Annotated in this window: 16 protein-coding genes; 12 read left to right on the top strand and 4 right to left on the bottom strand. The window is 50.7% G+C overall.

Annotated features, from left to right (window positions below):
• Positions 1-1,041: an NAD(P)H-dependent flavin oxidoreductase gene (locus tag ACO0LK_RS07395; protein ID WP_422973671.1), complete on the bottom strand. Its 1,041-nt coding sequence runs from the start codon at positions 1,039-1,041 to the stop codon at positions 1-3.
• 1,180 nt (positions 1,042-2,221) lie between these two features.
• Positions 2,222-3,718, bottom strand: coding sequence for a CoA-acylating methylmalonate-semialdehyde dehydrogenase (locus ACO0LK_RS07390; protein WP_422973669.1), 1,497 nt, complete (start codon positions 3,716-3,718; stop codon positions 2,222-2,224).
• Between the two features lie 113 nt (positions 3,719-3,831).
• Between ACO0LK_RS07390 and ACO0LK_RS07385 the strand changes: the two genes are divergently transcribed.
• From ACO0LK_RS07385 to ACO0LK_RS07370, 4 genes are all read left to right on the top strand, one after another.
• Positions 3,832-4,716, top strand: a complete 885-nt coding sequence (locus tag ACO0LK_RS07385) for a LysR family transcriptional regulator (RefSeq protein WP_422973667.1) — start codon at positions 3,832-3,834, stop codon at positions 4,714-4,716.
• Between the two features lie 153 nt (positions 4,717-4,869).
• Complete coding sequence (locus ACO0LK_RS07380) at positions 4,870-5,598, top strand: substrate-binding periplasmic protein (RefSeq protein ID WP_422973665.1); 729 nt, start codon at positions 4,870-4,872, stop codon at positions 5,596-5,598.
• Positions 5,598-5,879, top strand: coding sequence for a hypothetical protein (locus ACO0LK_RS07375; RefSeq protein ID WP_422973663.1), 282 nt, complete (start codon positions 5,598-5,600; stop codon positions 5,877-5,879). Before ACO0LK_RS07380 ends, ACO0LK_RS07375 begins: the two co-directional genes overlap by 1 nt.
• Positions 5,880-5,956: 77 nt before the next feature.
• Complete coding sequence (locus ACO0LK_RS07370; RefSeq protein WP_422973661.1) at positions 5,957-6,436, top strand: FKBP-type peptidyl-prolyl cis-trans isomerase; 480 nt, start codon at positions 5,957-5,959, stop codon at positions 6,434-6,436.
• Positions 6,437-6,473: 37 nt separating this feature from the next.
• Here ACO0LK_RS07370 and ACO0LK_RS07365 read toward each other — a convergent pair whose 3' ends face one another.
• Positions 6,474-6,728, bottom strand: a complete 255-nt coding sequence (locus tag ACO0LK_RS07365) for a hypothetical protein (protein ID WP_422973659.1) — start codon at positions 6,726-6,728, stop codon at positions 6,474-6,476.
• A gap of 271 nt (positions 6,729-6,999) precedes the next feature.
• Between ACO0LK_RS07365 and glpK the strand changes: the two genes are divergently transcribed.
• The 7 genes from glpK to ACO0LK_RS07330 all read left to right on the top strand — a co-directional run bounded on the left by glpK (position 7,000) and on the right by ACO0LK_RS07330 (position 14,191).
• Positions 7,000-8,469 (top strand): glycerol kinase GlpK, encoded by a 1,470-nt coding sequence (gene glpK / locus ACO0LK_RS07360; protein WP_422973657.1) that lies wholly within the window; start codon positions 7,000-7,002, stop codon positions 8,467-8,469.
• 189 nt (positions 8,470-8,658) lie between these two features.
• On the top strand, positions 8,659-9,192 hold the full coding sequence (locus ACO0LK_RS07355; RefSeq protein ID WP_422973655.1) for an SRPBCC family protein: 534 nt from the start codon (positions 8,659-8,661) through the stop codon (positions 9,190-9,192).
• Between the two features lie 41 nt (positions 9,193-9,233).
• Positions 9,234-9,617, top strand: a complete 384-nt coding sequence (locus ACO0LK_RS07350; RefSeq protein ID WP_422973653.1) for a hypothetical protein — start codon at positions 9,234-9,236, stop codon at positions 9,615-9,617.
• Between the two features lie 180 nt (positions 9,618-9,797).
• Positions 9,798-11,012 (top strand): DUF3419 family protein, encoded by a 1,215-nt coding sequence (locus tag ACO0LK_RS07345; protein WP_422973651.1) that lies wholly within the window; start codon positions 9,798-9,800, stop codon positions 11,010-11,012.
• A 9-nt stretch (positions 11,013-11,021) separates the two neighbouring features.
• Positions 11,022-12,146, top strand: a complete 1,125-nt coding sequence (locus tag ACO0LK_RS07340; RefSeq protein ID WP_422973649.1) for a hypothetical protein — start codon at positions 11,022-11,024, stop codon at positions 12,144-12,146.
• A gap of 1,007 nt (positions 12,147-13,153) precedes the next feature.
• A complete protein-coding gene (locus ACO0LK_RS07335; protein WP_422973647.1) occupies positions 13,154-13,660 on the top strand; it encodes a DUF2059 domain-containing protein in 507 nt (168 codons plus the stop codon).
• An 87-nt stretch (positions 13,661-13,747) separates the two neighbouring features.
• Positions 13,748-14,191, top strand: a complete 444-nt coding sequence (locus ACO0LK_RS07330; protein WP_422973645.1) for a hypothetical protein — start codon at positions 13,748-13,750, stop codon at positions 14,189-14,191.
• A 554-nt stretch (positions 14,192-14,745) separates the two neighbouring features.
• Here ACO0LK_RS07330 and ACO0LK_RS07325 read toward each other — a convergent pair.
• Entirely contained in the window at positions 14,746-15,630 is an 885-nt protein-coding gene (locus ACO0LK_RS07325; RefSeq protein WP_422973643.1) for an SDR family oxidoreductase, read from the bottom strand.
• Between the two features lie 97 nt (positions 15,631-15,727).
• On the opposite strand from ACO0LK_RS07325, the gene ACO0LK_RS07320 reads away from it, so the two are divergent.
• The gene (locus tag ACO0LK_RS07320) at positions 15,728-16,591 is read left to right on the top strand and encodes a helix-turn-helix transcriptional regulator (protein WP_422973641.1); all 864 of its coding nucleotides are present in this window, start codon (positions 15,728-15,730) and stop codon (positions 16,589-16,591) included.
• Positions 16,592-16,668: the final 77 nt, after the last annotated feature.

The following is a 16,668-nucleotide window of genomic DNA, read 5'->3' as shown; positions in this document are numbered from 1 at the left end:
TCATGAGTCCTGCATTTCTGCGACGAGTGCGACCATCAGCTCACTGACCGTCAAATCCCTTGCTGCGGCCACGCCCTGCCCGGCCCACATCGACATCAGGCCGGTATTGCCTGCTTTTGCCGCTGCTGCCCGTATGGCGCCAGTCAGTGCATTCTGTATCGGGTAAGCAGGTACCTTATCGGCCAGGGCTGCCATGGTCTGCATGTAATGATTGTCCAGACCACGCGCAATACGTCCGGAAAAAGCACGGGTCTGACGCGTGGTATCGCTGCTGCTTTCCAGCAGGCGCTGTTTATAGGCCGGGTGGATGGCCGATTCCTTCGTCGTCAGGAATGCCGTGCCCATCTGCACCCATTGCGCCCCCGCCTGCAACGCCTGTTTGATCTGCCTGCCATCCATGATGCCGCCAGCCGCTATCAATGGCACCTCGATATGCGCTTTACAGGCTTCCAGCAAGGCAAACAGGCCCAGGGTCGAATCCTTTTGTGCGCCGATGAAGGTCCCCCTGTGGCCTCCCGCTTCCACCCCTTGCAGGCACACCGCATCCGCCCCCATGGCTTGCCAGACGATGGCTTCCTGCACATTGGTGGCCGTACCGACCACCAGAATGCCCGCATCATGCAGGCGTTGCAGCTGGCTGCCGTGCAATACATCAAAGGTAAAACTGGCCACCGCTGGCCGCGCCGTGATAAGGGCATCAAGCTGAGCTTCAAAATCTTCGCACCAGCGTGTCGGCGTCGGCAGGCTATCCCAGCCCAGTTCCTGACAAACCGGCTGCAACAACAGCTTGGCCGCTTCCAATGCCGCAAAATCGATTTGTGGCCGGGTTTGTACAAACAGGTTGATGGCGAAGGGTTTGTCCGTCAGTCTTCTGATGTGTTCTGCCTGCTCTATGATGGCCAGTGGAGTCAGCAAGGGGGCAGCGAGAGAGCCCAGGCCGCCTGCATTCGACACTGCCGCCACCAGCTCGGGCGTGGTGGCACCACCAGCCATGGGGGCCTGGATGATGGGGTGGGGGCAGAGGGTTTGCATGGGGGACATGAGAGGGCTCCGGGTTGGTTGTCAGAGTAGTGGTTTAAAGGTTTGCGCTAGTTAAATCAAGCTTTCATCATTACGGTATGATTTTCGTGTTTGTACGCTAACTCATTTATTCACTTCTGTCACTGCATTACGATTGCAGGTCGGGGGTAGCCCGACAGCTACTCACTTTTCTTTTCTTGCAAAGAAAAGTAAGCAAAAGAATGCGCCCGCGGCGTCGCTGCCCCTTCGGGGTCCCCGTTTGTGCGGTACAAAAAATGGGAAGGTCCGCAACTCGCTTCCCTTGCAGGGCGCACAATCGCTTGCAAGCGATTGCCGTTACGCTGGCGAGGTGCAGGCACCTCGAAACCCCAGCTACACCTCAAACATCGGCCCTTCTTTTTCCATTTTCTGTACCGCACAAACGGCATCGCCACAGCGGAACTGCAAAGGTCAAAAACAGCAGAAAAGTCAAAAACAACATCAACGTCAAAAACAACGACACCCCCAAAACCAAGGTTAATTAACGGTATTCATTTCAATTTAAATTCCGGCTGCATTGACGTTGATGTTGCTGTTATTTTTGACTTTAATCCGCTTGGGACGATGTAATTTGTGCGTCACAGAAAATGGATCAGAAAGCTTCGTGTTTGAGCGTAGCGAGTTTCGAAGCTTTCCCATTTTTTGTGATGCACAAATTATGCTGAAGCGCAGCGTAAGCACCCGTAGGGCGAGTCTGCGGTCGCCTTTCTTTGATTCCTTTCTTTGGCGAAGCAAAGAAAGGAATTCGGCCGCCGGGCCGAGTCCCGGCTTGCATCCACGAAGGGCAATCGTTTTACACGCGACACAAGTATACAACAAACGCCTCTGGGCTCCAGCCTTCGCTGGAGCGACGAAATTATGATTACCGTTCATCTACTGGCATTTCTCCGCTTTTCCTCTGTGTCTCCGTGGTGTAGCAGGGAATTCGTCTGGCATGCCACACGCCTGCGTAACGAAGGCTTCTTGCAAGAAGTCTTTCCTTCCTCTGTGGTGAGAGGTCTTGGGTTCGACATGAATTAACGAATACGTGCTTGATGCGCCCAGTGTTGGGCTGATAAAGCGTAGCCCAACCTACAGCGACAACAATATGATTGCCGTTCATCGACAGAACCCCATCCTCATCCCCACCTTCTCCTTGAAGGAGAAGGTGCAAGGCACGCCATTACTTCGCCACTGGCATCGTAAACTCCGCCCCTTTTCCTATGCTATCCGGCCACCTCTGCATAATCGATTTATAACGCGTATAAAACCGTATCCCCTCTTCACCATACGCATGCACATCACCAAACAGCGAGCGCTTCCAGCCGCCAAAAGAATGCCAGGCCATCGGCACAGGAATTGGTACATTGATGCCTACCATGCCAACCTGGATGCGGCGGGAAAATTCGCGAGCAGTGTTGCCGTCTGCGGTGAACAAGGAAACGCCGTTACCAAATTCGTGGCGGTTGATCAGTTCTACCGCTGACGCAAAATCAGGCACGCGGACTACGCATAACACTGGGCCAAAAATTTCTTCACGATGGATTTTCATGCCCTCTCTGACATGATCAAACAGACAGCCGCCAAGGAAAAAACCGCCTTCATGGCCAGGCACTGTCAGCTCACGTCCATCGACCAGCAACTGGGCGCCTTCGGCTATGCCTTCAGCGATATAAGATTCAATTTTCGCCTTGTGTTGTGCGGTCACCACCGGGCCCATTTCGGCATCGGCTTCCATGCCGTTTTTGATCTTCAGGGCCTGTACGCGTGGCACCAGGGCTTCCACCAGTTTGTCCGCGACATTGCCCACTGCAACGGCGACCGAGATCGCCATGCAGCGTTCACCGGCAGAACCATAGGCAGCACCCATCAGGGCATCCACGGCCTGTTCCAGATTGGCGTCGGGCATCACCACCAGGTGATTTTTTGCACCGCCCAAAGCCTGCACGCGTTTGCCCATGCGGGTGCCTTCGCTATAGATGTATTCGGCAATCGGGGTAGAACCGACGAAAGAAATCGCAGACACATCCGGATGCTGGAGCAAGGCGTCAACCGCCACTTTATCGCCTTGCACGACATTGAAAACACCATCTGGCAAACCGGCTTTTTTAAGCAGATCGGCAATCAGCAAAGAGCAGGAAGGATCGCGCTCGGACGGTTTCAAAATGAAGGTATTGCCGGTCGCAATCGCCAGCGGTGCCATCCACATCGGCACCATGAAGGGGAAGTTGAAAGGTGTGATACCGGCCGTCACACCCAGCGGCTGACGCAAGTTGTAATTGTCTATGCCGCCACCGATATTGTCAGAAAATTGCGACTTCAGCAGTTGCGGCATACCGCAGGCAAATTCGACGATTTCTATACCGCGTGTGACTTCACCCATGGCATCCGACAAGACCTTGCCATGTTCACGGGTGATCAGGGTGGCCATTTCCTTGTGATGCTGGTCCAGCAATTCCTTGAACTTGAACATCACACGCGCACGCCGCAGTGGTGCAGTTTCTGCCCAGGCCGGTGCGGCTGCCTTGGCGGCAGCGATAACGGCATGTACTTCATCCAGACTGGCCAGGGCAACGCGGGCCGTGACCTCGCCCGTGGCAGGATTAAACACATCCTGCTGGCGGCCGCTGCTGGAGGCATAAGCCTGCCCATTCATATAATGCGATAGTGTGGATGTCATAAGTAAACCTTAGGGGTAAATTGATGTTTGTGTCTTGGTGCCGATGAGATTAATTCACTCTTCATCGTAAATCCAATGAGTTATTATCAATGGCAATATAAGGATCACTAATAATGGACTTGACACAACTTCGTGCTTTTGTCGCTGTGGCCAAAGAAGGCAACCTGACCCGGGCGGCGGAACAGTTACATGTGACGCAACCGGCAGTCAGCCTGCAAATTAAAGCCTTGCAGGATTACCTGCAACTACAGTTATTCACACGCAGCGCCAGCGGCATGCGCCTCAGCAATGATGGTGCAAAACTGCTGCCTTATGCCGAGAAAGTACTGGCTGGCATGAGCGAGTTTCGCCAGGCCGCCTACGCCTTGCACAACACCATTTCTGGCGAGCTGGCGATAGGCACCATACTCGACCCCGAATTCACCCGCCTGGGGGTATTTTTGAAGCGCCTGGTTGAGACTTATCCACAGTTATCCACAAAGTTGCAGCAAGGCATGTCGGGTACGGTACTGCAACAAATCCGTGCCGGCACGCTGGATGTCGGCTTTTATCTGGGGCAACCGCCAGACGATGGCAAAACTCCCTGCCACAGCCTGGCGCTGACCACTTTCAATTACCGCGTGGTAGCCCCCAGCGGCTGGAAAAACCGGGTAGCAGGCCAGGGCTGGGCCAGTCTTGCCCGCCTGCCCTGGCTATGGACACCGCCAGAATCGGCCCATCACCGCCTGCTGAGCAAGATTTTCAATGAACACGGCGTCAGCGCCAATATCGTCGCCCTGGTCGATCAGGAGCCATCCATGCTCGATCTGGTCAAATCTGGCGTCGGCCTCAGCCTGATACGCGATTCCATCGCCATCCGCGAAGCCCATGCCCATGGCCTGGTTATTGCTGATGCAGTCAGCGTACCGACTGAACTCAGTTTCATCTGTCAGGAAAAACGTCAGCACGAAGCCATGATTGCCGCCAGCTTTGCCTTATTGAATGCCATCTGGAAATAATGCTCGTGCGGACCATATCACCCAAGTCCTGATAAAGAGACAGATGTAGGGAATTGCCACGTCATGTAGCGAAAATAGCTGCTAAATAACTGCCAAATCGTGAAATTCAGCGGTATATTTCCAACACTAAAAAAATATACCGGGACCCAAGTCGTGAAATTGTTCGTACCTTGCTTCGTATTTTGCCTGACGCTTACCCCACAGCTAAGCCACGCAGAAACCATCAAACTGCTGATACAGGAGTATGCACCCTTCACTCACACAGATCCCAAAACAGGTGAAATCCAGGGCATATTGACTGAAAAAATACAGGAAATCCTGAAACGTGCAGGTGATACCTCCACCATCAGCAGTACCTCGCTGGCCCGTGGCCTCAATTCCACCCTGAATGAAGACAATACCTGTCTGTTCGGTTTTCGCCGTACTGTCGACCGTGAAAATTTATATAAATGGGTAGGTCCGCTGACTAATGATACCTGGGTCTTGTATGCGCGCAAAACCGACACCCGGGTATTAAAAACCCTCGAAGATGCCAAACCTTATTCCATAGGCTCTTACAAAAATGCCGCTACCGGCATACAGCTGAGTGAGCAGGGTTACAAGATAGAATTTTCCAACCAGGATGAAGACAATCCGCGCCTACTGGTCAACAACAGGCTCAATTACTGGATCGTGTCAGAATCGCACGGCATGGTTCTGGCCCAGCAGCAAGGCTTTGGAAATGATATTGTGCGTGCCGTCAAATATAAAACCATGGAACTGAACATGCTGTGCAATAGCCGTATGGACAAACAACGTATAGAGTTATACAACAAGCTCAACAAAGAACTGGACAATGACGGCACCATGGAAAAAATCATGCGTAAATATGGATTGAAATAATGGCACGCTCCACCAAAGCCAGCTATGCTGTCAACCGCCTGCGTGAACGCAGCAACAATGCCCCCTATTCCATGGTCAGCATGGCCGATGGCCGGTTTTACCTGACCCTGGCAAACATTGACGATGAAAATGCCGCACCGCAAGTGCTGGGCGAACCCATGGAAATGGATGAATTTGTTGCCTACGTCAATAATGTGCACAAGCAGGCCCCAAAAAAAGCCAGCAAGCTCGATATTGCGTTTGAGAAAAAAATCCAGGCATCCAAAGACAAAAACGGCTGATGCCCGCTTCATCTACTTCTTGCACCTGCTTATTGCACACACTTGCACCTACTTCCAGCAACCATAAGGATAAAAGAATGAAGTCTCGTCTGCTCATCAGCCTCCTGGCAACCAGTCTTTTGCAGGCATTACCCGTGTATGCAAACCCTGCCCCGGAAACGCCAGCCCAGAGCCAGGCAACAGAAGCAAGTGTGCCAGTACCGACAGAAGGGCCCAGCGTACAAAAGATTGACCTGGTAATCGGCAAGGGATTTGAAGCCATCGCTGGCCGCAACGTAGTCGTGCATTACACCGGCTGGCTGCATGACCCATTCGCCAAGCAGGAACGTGGCAAGCTGTTCGACAGTTCAAAAGGCCGTGGAACATTCAGCTTCGTCCTCGGTGCTGGCCGTGTGATCAAGGGTTGGGAACAAGGCGTGGCTGGCATGCGGGTCGGCGGCAAACGCACACTGATCATTCCACCCGAACTGGCCTATGGTGCCAAAGGGGCAGGCAATGGCCTGATACCACCAAACGCGCAACTGATTTTTGATATTGAATTGCTGGATGTGAAATAAGGCAAGTCAGGGCAAAGAAACACCGGGTTGTGTTGCCCTACTTATCCTGAGCCTTGTCCTGAACATCAAACCACACCGTTTCATTCGAATACACAGCATAGAAAAAGCTACAGATGACCAGTACGGTAGCCAAGGTTCCGGTGATGAACAGGGCACTTAGTCCGGTTGGAAAAATATACTGATACCAGCCCAGCAAGGTGATCACCACCATGCAAAAAAACGCCATCATAATCAGGCGACGGCTCTTGCGCATGGTGCCAAAAGCGATCAGGATCAGTATAAGTAAAGACAATGAAAAATTGATGAGACCGGGCACAAACTGACCTTTCCTGAATGAGCTCGTATTGATTTAGAAATGCAAAAAATACGACAAATGCCGACTTTTAATTAATATTTCAACTATAACAAATACCAATATATTTGCCTGTGTTCCTAAGTAAAGAATTTGTAAGCAGATGTCAGCGTAGATAAACTACAGCAAGTAGCAAGCATCACAAGACCAGCCGCAAAAAAACATATAAACCATCGCTTAGCGAAGGCACAGGGACAAATCAGGATCTTCCATGACTTATCTGCTTGCTTTAGACCAGGGCACTTCCAGTTCCCGCAGTATCATTTTCAATGAACGCGGTCAGTTGATCGCCTCGGCACAGCAGGAATTCCGCCAGATTTTTCCGCAGCCGGGCTGGGTAGAACATGACGCCAACGAAATCTGGCAAACCCAGTTCGCCACCTGCACGCAGGTATTGCAAAATGCCGGACTGCAAGCCAGTGACATTGCTGCCCTGGGTATTACCAACCAGCGCGAAACCACCATACTGTGGGACAGGAAAACCGGCCAGCCCTTAGCCAATGCCATCGTCTGGCAAGACCGCCGCACCGAATCCTATTGTGAACAACTGCGGCAACAAGGCAAAGCTGAACAGATACAGGCCAGGACTGGCCTGGTACTTGACCCCTATTTTTCTGCCACCAAACTGAAATGGCTGCTGGACCAGATTCCCGGTGCCAGACGCCGTGCCGATGCTGGCGAACTGGCCTTTGGTACCGTTGATAGCTGGCTGGCCTGGCAACTCAGCGCCAGCAAACTGCATGTCACCGATGTCAGCAATGCTTCACGCACCATGCTGTACAACATCCATCGCGGTGAATGGGATCAGGATCTGCTGGACTGGTTTGACATCCCGCCATCGCTACTGCCGCAAGTCTTGCCGTCCAGCCATCGCTTTGGTGAAACCAACTTGCTGGGAGATGCCATTCCCATCGCCGGTATTGCCGGTGACCAGCAGGCAGCATTATTTGGCCAGGCCTGTTTTACCCCTGGCATGGCAAAGAATACCTATGGCACCGGCTGCTTCATGCTCATGCATACGGGTGACAATTGCCCGGTATCGCAAAATGGCCTGATCAGCACTGCCGCCTGCCAGACCGATACGCGACCCCAGTATGCCCTTGAGGGCAGTGTATTTATTGGTGGTGCCGTCGTGCAATGGTTGCGCGATGGTTTAAAAGCCATACAGCATTCCACCGATGTCGAAGAACTGGCAGCCAGCGTGCCAGATTCTGGCGGCGTGGTCTTTGTGCCCTCTTTCACCGGCCTGGGTGCGCCTTACTGGGTGCCGTCCGCCAAGGGTGCCATACTGGGCCTTAGCCGCGGCAGTACCGTTGGCCACATTGCCCGCGCCGCCCTGGAATCGATTGCCTTCCAAAGCACCGCCCTGTTGCAAGCCATGACCAGGGATGCCGTTTCCCCCATCAGTGAGCTAAGAGTGGACGGTGGTGCAGCAGCCAATAATCTCTTGCTGCAATTCCAGGCAAATTTGCTGGGCATACCCGTGATACGCCCCAAAGTGACAGAAACCACGGCACTTGGCGCGGCCTACCTGGCCGGGCTGGGAACAGGAATTTATCAAAGTACCGATGAATGTGCTGCATTATGGCAAATGGACAGACAGTTTTTCCCCACCATGAGCAGGGATCAGGCAGCCAGCCTCATGCGGGAATGGGAAATTGCCGTAGGCCGCATTCGTTGATAAATAGCTTGGTAAGGTGTGTGGACAAGTTGTGAGTAAGCTATCAAAAAGCTATCAATAAGCCATGAATAATATGTGGATAAGCGGTGGATAATGATAGATAAGTGATAGATAAGCGACTGAATTTGCTTTAGATTTACGTCCATCACGGTCGTAGGCATTTTTACCTTCCCCTTACAGGAGCAGAAAATGAAAATCATCAAATGGGTAGCCGGTATTCTTGTCACTCTTGTCGTCGTCCTGCTGGGTATTGCCTATTCCCTGCCGAATGAATACAGCGTCAGCCGTAGTATCGTTATCCAGGCCCCACCCGCCAAAATTTTTCCCTTGATTTCTGCACCTAAGGCGTGGAAAAACTGGTCCGTATGGAACCAGCGTGACCCTTCCATGGAAATGCAGTATTCCGGACCAGAATCCGGCCCCGGCGCTGCCTGGGACTGGAAAAGCAAAAGCCAGGGCAATGGCGGCATGAAGTTCAGTCAGGTTCTTACCGACCAGAAACTCGAATATGAACTGCACTTCGAAGACATGGGCAAACCTTCGGTCGGTGCGATGGTGCTGGAAGTACAAGCTGGCGGTACCAAAGTCACCTGGGATATGCATGGCAGCAGCGAAGGAAACCTGATGATGAAGCTATTCGCCCCATTTATGGATAAAATGGTGGGCCCCGACTTTGAAGCCGGTCTGGCTAACTTAAAAAAACTGGCTGAAAAGACGACCTGACAAGCTCAGGCTGTAAAGAATACTTTAATCCGATTGCATTAATGAAACTCAAGTTTGCCCTGATCCTGGCCTTGCCACTGCTGACCGCATTGCCAGGTGTATCCGTTTTTGCTGCTGAAACCGGCAAAGTTGCCCCTCCCGCCCAGGCTAGTCAGGGCACACAAGCCGTCTTTGTGGTTGCCCCGGAAGATTTGCCCAAGCAAAATAGCGGTGTGCAAATCGACGCGCCCAAACAGAAAGCCATCCCCAAAAGCAATAAAGCCGATGCCCCCATCCTGGTCTGGTCCGGGCCGGTACCGCTGGCGGGTGGCCTGTGGATACTGGTTGCCTCCATGCCGGTACTGGCTTCGCTGTACTTTGCTTACCAGTTACTGATGTTCATCAAGGCACGCCGCCGCAGGTTATCCACAGAACGTGGCAGTTAAAAAAACAGGTCAAATAGCCTGTAAAAACAACTGTACTGAAACCACAACATCTGTGGAGTGGTTTACTGACAAATCCTTATATGGTTAGTTGTTTTTCATTGAAAATTCATCTCCCTGTCACCAGCCTGTCACCTGCACATCCTACAGTCTTCCTTATCTAAACCATAAGTGGAGACCAGCATGTCCACCAAAGCCCTGATAGACAGCGCCGTTTTCAATTCCACCACGTCCGGCCGCAAAGGTCTGGCAGACAAGCTGTTCGCCCACTGGTTCAGCCGCCTGGTGTATGCCCAGATCTGGGAAGATCCGCAATCTGATCTGGATGCGCTGCAACTCAAGCCTGGTGCAAATATCCTGACCATCTCTTCCGGCGGTTGCAATGCCCTGGCCTATCTGTCTGCCGAGCCGGCTGCCGTGCATGCCGTGGACCTGAATGCTGCCCACCTAGCCATGCTCAACATGAAACAAATGGCCATCAAGCATTTGCCCGACTACCAGGCAGTACTGGCCTATCTTGGCAATGCCAACCAGGCCGATAACCTGAAACGCTATAAGCGACATATCCGCAATCACCTGTCCGACGACGCCAGCAATTTCTGGGAAAGCCGTTCCCTGTCCGGCAAAGCGCGTTACCATTATTTCGCCAGTGAAGCCTATCAACATGGCCTGCTGGGCAACTTCATCGGATTTGCCCATTTTTTTGTACGCCTGATGGGTGGCGATATGAGCCAGCTCATGCAAGCCCGCAACATGCAGGAACAGGCGCAACTGTTTGAACAATATGTGGCACCGATATTTGAAACTCGTTTATTCCGCCTGATTGCCAGCCAGCCGCTGGCGCTGTACAGCCTGGGTATTCCGCCATCCCAGTTTGAAGCACTTAAAAAAGATGCAAAAGAAGGCCTGCACGTCCTGTTCAAGGAAAGAATGCGCCATCTGGCCTGTGATTTCCCGCTGGACCACAACTGTTTCGCCCAGCAAGCCTTCGCCCGTCGTTATGACACCCGGCAGCAAACTGCTTTGCCCATGTATTTGCAACAACAGCATTTCAACAGTCTGCGCCAGAACATAGACAGGCTGCATGCGCACCACACGACACTGACCGATTTCCTGCTCGGCCAGCCACGCGCCTCGATGGATGCCTATCTCTTCCTCGATGCACAAGACTGGATGGATCAGCAACAATTGACAGAGCTGTGGCAAGAAGTCACCCGCACGGCAGCGCCGGGTGCCAAAGTCGTATTCCGTACCGGCGGCAGCGAATCCCCATTGGAAGCACAATTGCCGGCAGACATCCTGGCCGCCTGGCATACCGACGCAGAACATAACCGCAAGCTGTACAAGACAGACCGGTCTGCGATCTATGGCGGCATGCACCTGTACACCAAATACTGATTTTCAGACTTGAACACATCCCTACCACCGCATGTGGTGGCCGATGCCCTGTGGCTGCTGACGGCCCGTTCCCGGGGCGGCAAGCACTGGGTCAGCAATACCGATTGCGCAATAGATGCAATCGAGATTGCCGGTCACAGCCAGCCAGTCAGTCTGCTTGACCATAGCAACTGGCAAGACAGTTATGTCGCCAGCCCACGTTCAACCTGGCTAAGATATGCCCGGCAGGAAATGCTGCGCCAGTTAAGCCCCGGCCTGGCTGCACTGGGCCAACTGCTTTCCTGCATTCTATTCGGCCCGGTATCTGCATTACTGAATGCCAGCAAACTGGATCAGGCTGCCATCTGTGGTAATCACCTGATATCCACCAACCTGTATCCTGACTGGTCAGCATCTGCCGTACAACAGGCGACAGACAGCCTGCTGCAAAAATATCCACAACGTCCGCTGATGATGCGCAATATCTGCCCGGCACTACACCCTGCACTGGCGCAACAACTTATCCACAGCGGCTGGCAAATGCTGCCTTCGCGTATGGTTTACCTGTGTGATCCACAAGAAAAATCAGTCTGGAAACACAACCACGTCAAACAGGATGCCCGCCTACTGGCCAATACCGAGGTAGAAATCCTGCCGCATGAAGCCATACAGATCCAGGATTTACCCGCTTTGCGGCAATTGTTCCGTCAACTATTTATAGACAAACACTCTTACCTGAACCCGGATTTCAGTCCTGCATTTTTTGAACTATGCCTGGAAACCCAGTTTCTTGAACTGTTTGCCCTGCGCTGGCAAGGCAAACTGGTCGGCGTCATAGGCTTATATGCGCATCCGGAAAGCGGCTATATCACCACACCACTCATCGGATATGACACCAGCCTGCCACAAGAACTGGGTTTATATCGCCGCCTGATGGCCTTGTTATTGCATAAAGCTAAAGAAAAACAACTGAAACTGCACTATAGCTCTGGTGCCAGCCAATTCAAACGGGCACGCGGTGGCCTTCCCCATCTTGAATATACAGCTGTCTATAGCCAACACTTATCCACATCCTGCCACCAATCGACCCGCCTGTTTGCCAGCATTTTGCAAAACTGTGCCCCGGCTATCCTCAAACGCGCAGACCATTTATAGCAGGCTGGCAAGTTCAAAAAGACCGGTAATACGCAAAAAAAGACAGTAAACATAGTAAGCGCACAATAAAAGCCCTGTGGACAAGTCTATGCATATCCCCAGGACGAACTGTGCAAAACCACCCTGACTTATCCAATGCGGATTTTTATCCCAAAACTGTTCTTCTTTCATACAAGACTTATAAGAACATCTATACATGGACTAAGCTTTTGATTCTGTGAACAAATACAGACTTATCCACAAAAAATCGCGCCGTTAACTACTACTACTATGTATATATAAACTAAGTTATCTAATTGAACGGCCTTCAGCCCCTGAAAGAGATTCTTCTTTTTTTAAAAAAAACATTTGCTCTTTGGATAAAAAAATTTCTATTCCTTAAACCAAAACACGCCGTCAAAAAAATTACTTGTGATTTGAACTATTCCCTACAAAAAAATAAGCCTCTGCAATTTTTTTGCTCAACTTGCAAAAAAAGTTTCTTTTTGATTTGCCTCAATCGAAAAAAATTACCACCAACCCAACAACATGACCAAAAGCGACAAGCTTTGAAGACATGCAAGCGAATTTGTGACTCAAAAAAGGTCCCTGACTGCAAATTGCGCTTCCTAAAATATAAAAATTCTCTTGCTAACGCTGCGTGCCAGGTCTTTTTGAAAGAAATTCAGCGGAAAAACCACAAAATACAAAAAAACTTTGTGGATAACTTACCTGATATCCACTGTATGCATTGTGTGTAAGCCATAAATTATTCACTGCAAGGTTTACTGTTCAGATTTTGTCCTGTGGATATACAGAGGTTTATCACCGCCTTATCATTTGCTTAAACTTTTGATTCTGTGGATGTTTACCGACTTATCCACAGACAGGTGCCTGCGTTAACAATCATTACCATGTATATATAAAGTTATTCAATTTAAGGGTATCCACAGGCAAAAAAAATCGAAAAAACAATTTGCCAGAACTACCGTAGAATTCGTAACTCGTTCAATCACAAAGAGATTTCCATGAAACTCTGGTCAAAATTATTGTTATCGGCATTGCTGGTTTGTGGATCTGCCCATGCAGAAAAGCCAACAGAAGCGTCCTTGAAAGAATTGTTGATAGCGACAAATACCCAGCAAATGCTGGTTGCCGTCGAAGGACAGATGGACGGCATGATGAAAAACATGATGCAAAGAGTCACTAAAGACAAACCGCTCAATGAGCAAGGTCAAAAAGCGCTGGATAAATTCAGGGAAAAAGTCATTGCTGTTCGCAAGCAAGAGATGAGCTGGGACAAACTCGAGCCCATTTTCATAGAAATTTATAGCAAATCCCTGACACAGGAAGATGTAGACGGTATTGTTGCTTTTTACAAATCCCCGGCCGGCAAATCCTACGTCAGCAAAATGCCAGCGATGATGCAAGAATCCATGTCCTCCATGCAAAAATTGATGGCACCCATGATGGACAAAATGATGCAGGCAGGCAAAGAACTGGATGAAGACCTGGCCAAAGCAAATAAAAAGTAAGCCCCAAGGAACTTATAAACAGGTCTGAACCGCTCAAAACAGCATCAGACCTGTGGAAAAATCAAAAGATATCAACAGGTATCAGTCATGAAAATACGTCCTGCCCTGATCTGCCTGTTGGCTTTGGTGGCTGCAAACCTGGTTGACACAGCAACTGCAGCGACCAAGCCAGCTTTTACTGGTAACAATTACAGCGGCGTGTACGACTGCAAGGGCAATGACAGCCACGAAGGTGATTACACCGGCACCGTCACTCTGGATCTGGTTGCAGCACAAAGTTTCGACAAGTACGGTGCCTACAGTTTCAAACTCGAGGTACCAGAATATGGCACCTATCTGGGCCAGGCAGCAGCAGACAAGCAACAAATGGCCATGCATTTCGCCCTCATCGATCCAAGCACCAAAGACTTTGGTACCGGCATCGCCACATTTAAGAAAAACAAGACTGGCAAATGGACATTCAGCAAGTATTACTACGAGCCTGAATTCAAAGGTGGAAATTTTGGTACTGAGACCTGCGTGCAGCGTTAATTGTCGTAATAAATTAATAAAGTTTTAAAAATTTTTAATTTGCAATCAGACAAAAAAATTGAATATTAACTATGTCCCGAGCAGCTGTTACTTACCCCAGCAAGAACGAACTCAGGGCGATGACGGTGACACAACTTACAAAATATATTCAAGATCTGAATTTGAGCTTATTCGTTTATAAGACTGGGCGGGTACATAAATTTTTGGTCAAGAATTTAGAGGTTGCGAAGAAAATCAGGGAAATTCAAATATCGCATGAGATGGATTTGGGCGGGTAAAAAAAGGTCTCGAATTCTTTCCAAAGTTCTAAATCAACCATGAATATATCTCAGGTAAAAAAGCTCGCTCGTGCAATTAGTTTTTGCTTAGGTGATTCCACCTTCCCAAACTGTGTGAATAATCTGAACAACGCACCGGCTTCCCGGTGGTTGCAGATCAATACAAATGCGCAAGTCGACATGTCAGCTATTGAACCTCGCGAGAAATTTCATCCGATGACATGCGCGATTTGTACTGCTTGATTCAACGACCAGATCAAATTACTCGTTTTACCGTCACAGGCTAATTTGCCTGATGCTTTCAAGTAAACCCTGGCCAGCCGGATACCATTGCAATAGCTCACGTGTTTTTGTACTCGTAGCAGACATGTCCTTGTCGGCAAACATTGACAGCCATCCGAAATGTCCGGGAGCTTCTTCTTTAGACAGACTCAGCACAGGAATGGCAAGGCGTTCGCCTATGGTTTCTGCAATGTCTTTGTACTTGATAGCTTCTTCTGCCGTTGCATGATATCGCACACCAGCTTGTGCTTTTTCGAGAGCGAGTCTGTAAAGCCGGCTGGTGTCAGAAACATGCGCGGCAGACCAGCAATTCAGTCCTTCGCCTACGTAAGCCGACACCCCTTTTTCGCGTGCCAGTGCAATCATGCTGGTCACCAGGCCTTGCTTGTCCGCATCATGTATTTGAGACAGGCGTACTGCTGAAACATTAATTCCACGCTGGAGTAATTCCCACGCTGCCAGCTCCGATGCCTTACGCGGATTTGGATGTGCGGGATTGAAATAATCCTCTATGGCAGCCTGACCAGGGATTGCCATACCTACCGGTGTTACCGAGGTTATCACCAGTGGACGTTCAGACCCGTCCAACACTTCGCCCAAGGCCATGATGACACGATGATCCTTATCGCAATTGGCGACAAAGTGCTGGAAGTTGTGGTCGAAAGCCGTGTGAATCACGCCATCACATTTGGCAGCCCCGGCACGCAGGCTGTCCAGGTCTTCAATATCGCCACGATGTACTGCTGCCCCTGCTTCTGCAAGTGCCAGCGCGCCAGCATCGGAACGGGTCAGACCAAGAACCTGATGTCCTGCGTTGATGAGTTCAGGGATAATTTTTGAACCGATAAATCCGGTTGCGCCTGTCAGAAAGATACGCACTGTAGTTCTCCTTGGTTGTCAGGCTTCTATCATGCAACAGCAATCTATTATGTTAAAGTAGTGATCTTATAGGGGTATAAAAACCAACTGGACAGACATGACGACAAACACGGAGAACGCACTTGGGTCTTACCTGAAAGACCGCAGAAGTCGTCTTGACCCCACCACCTTCGGCTTTTCAACAATCCGGCGCCGCACTCCAGGCTTGCGACGGGAGGAAGTTGCACAACTCTCAAACATTAGTCCGACCTGGTATACCTGGCTGGAGCAAGGTCGGGGAGGAGCGCCATCGGTCGATGTACTCAATCGTATCGCTGCCGGACTGATGCTGACGGAACAGGAGCGGGAACATCTTTTCATGCTTGGCCGTGGCCACCCGCCTGACGTGAAATACAGGCCCACCGAAGGGGTAACACCGCGATTGCAGCGCTTGCTCGATGCGCTGGAAGTCAGTCCGGCTTTTATCAGGACTGCGACCTGGGATGTTGTGGCGTGGAACCGGGCCGCAGCAGCGGTGCTGACTGATTACGGCAGCTTGCCGCCCGAAGAGAGAAATATCCTGCGTCTCATCTTTTGCAATGCCCGTGTTCGTCGTGCACAGACAGACTGGGAAGGCGTCGCCCGCTTTGTGGTCAGCACTTTCAGGGCTGATGTAACGCGCGCAGGAGCAAGCGCCGAGGTTCAGCTTCTGGTAGAAGAATTGATCAAACTCAGCCCGGAGTTTGAAGCCCTATGGAAAGACAAGGATGTTCGCGTCTATGGAGAAGGGACCAAGCGCCTGAACCATGCAAGCATAGGACTTATAGAGCTGGAATATTCAGGGTTTGCTGTCGATGGTCGTCCCGATTTGGGTATGGTTGTGTATAACCCAAGCACCAGTGCAGACGCCAGCCGGATTCGTACGCTCATCGCTGATGCTGCAAGTAGTGGAAGTGCCGCAATGACAGCGTTTGCTGCATAGATGGATACCTGAGAATGGATACCTGAGAATGGATACCTGAGAATGGATACCTGAGAATGGATACCTGAGAATGGATA

The sequence above is a fragment of the Undibacterium sp. Ji49W genome (assembly GCF_049340205.1).
GTDB lineage: Bacteria > Pseudomonadota > Gammaproteobacteria > Burkholderiales > Burkholderiaceae_D > Undibacterium.
This window is presented reverse-complemented; position numbering and strand designations above follow the sequence as displayed.

What these genes read in the sequence shown, in the direction of transcription:
- ACO0LK_RS07390 (WP_422973669.1), bottom strand. Translation starts at nt 3,718, where the DNA reads ATGACATCCACACTATCGCATTATATGAATGGGCAGGCTTATGCCTCC.
- glpK (WP_422973657.1), top strand. Translation starts at nt 7,000, where the DNA reads ATGACTTATCTGCTTGCTTTAGACCAGGGCACTTCCAGTTCCCGCAGT.
- ACO0LK_RS07330 (WP_422973645.1), top strand. Translation starts at nt 13,748, where the DNA reads ATGAAAATACGTCCTGCCCTGATCTGCCTGTTGGCTTTGGTGGCTGCA.
- ACO0LK_RS07385 (WP_422973667.1), top strand. Translation starts at nt 3,832, where the DNA reads ATGGACTTGACACAACTTCGTGCTTTTGTCGCTGTGGCCAAAGAAGGC.
- ACO0LK_RS07370 (WP_422973661.1), top strand. Translation starts at nt 5,957, where the DNA reads ATGAAGTCTCGTCTGCTCATCAGCCTCCTGGCAACCAGTCTTTTGCAG.
- ACO0LK_RS07350 (WP_422973653.1), top strand. Translation starts at nt 9,234, where the DNA reads ATGAAACTCAAGTTTGCCCTGATCCTGGCCTTGCCACTGCTGACCGCA.
- ACO0LK_RS07355 (WP_422973655.1), top strand. Translation starts at nt 8,659, where the DNA reads ATGAAAATCATCAAATGGGTAGCCGGTATTCTTGTCACTCTTGTCGTC.
- ACO0LK_RS07375 (WP_422973663.1), top strand. Translation starts at nt 5,598, where the DNA reads ATGGCACGCTCCACCAAAGCCAGCTATGCTGTCAACCGCCTGCGTGAA.
- ACO0LK_RS07395 (WP_422973671.1), bottom strand. Translation starts at nt 1,041, where the DNA reads ATGTCCCCCATGCAAACCCTCTGCCCCCACCCCATCATCCAGGCCCCC.
- ACO0LK_RS07335 (WP_422973647.1), top strand. Translation starts at nt 13,154, where the DNA reads ATGAAACTCTGGTCAAAATTATTGTTATCGGCATTGCTGGTTTGTGGA.
- ACO0LK_RS07345 (WP_422973651.1), top strand. Translation starts at nt 9,798, where the DNA reads ATGTCCACCAAAGCCCTGATAGACAGCGCCGTTTTCAATTCCACCACG.
- ACO0LK_RS07320 (WP_422973641.1), top strand. Translation starts at nt 15,728, where the DNA reads ATGACGACAAACACGGAGAACGCACTTGGGTCTTACCTGAAAGACCGC.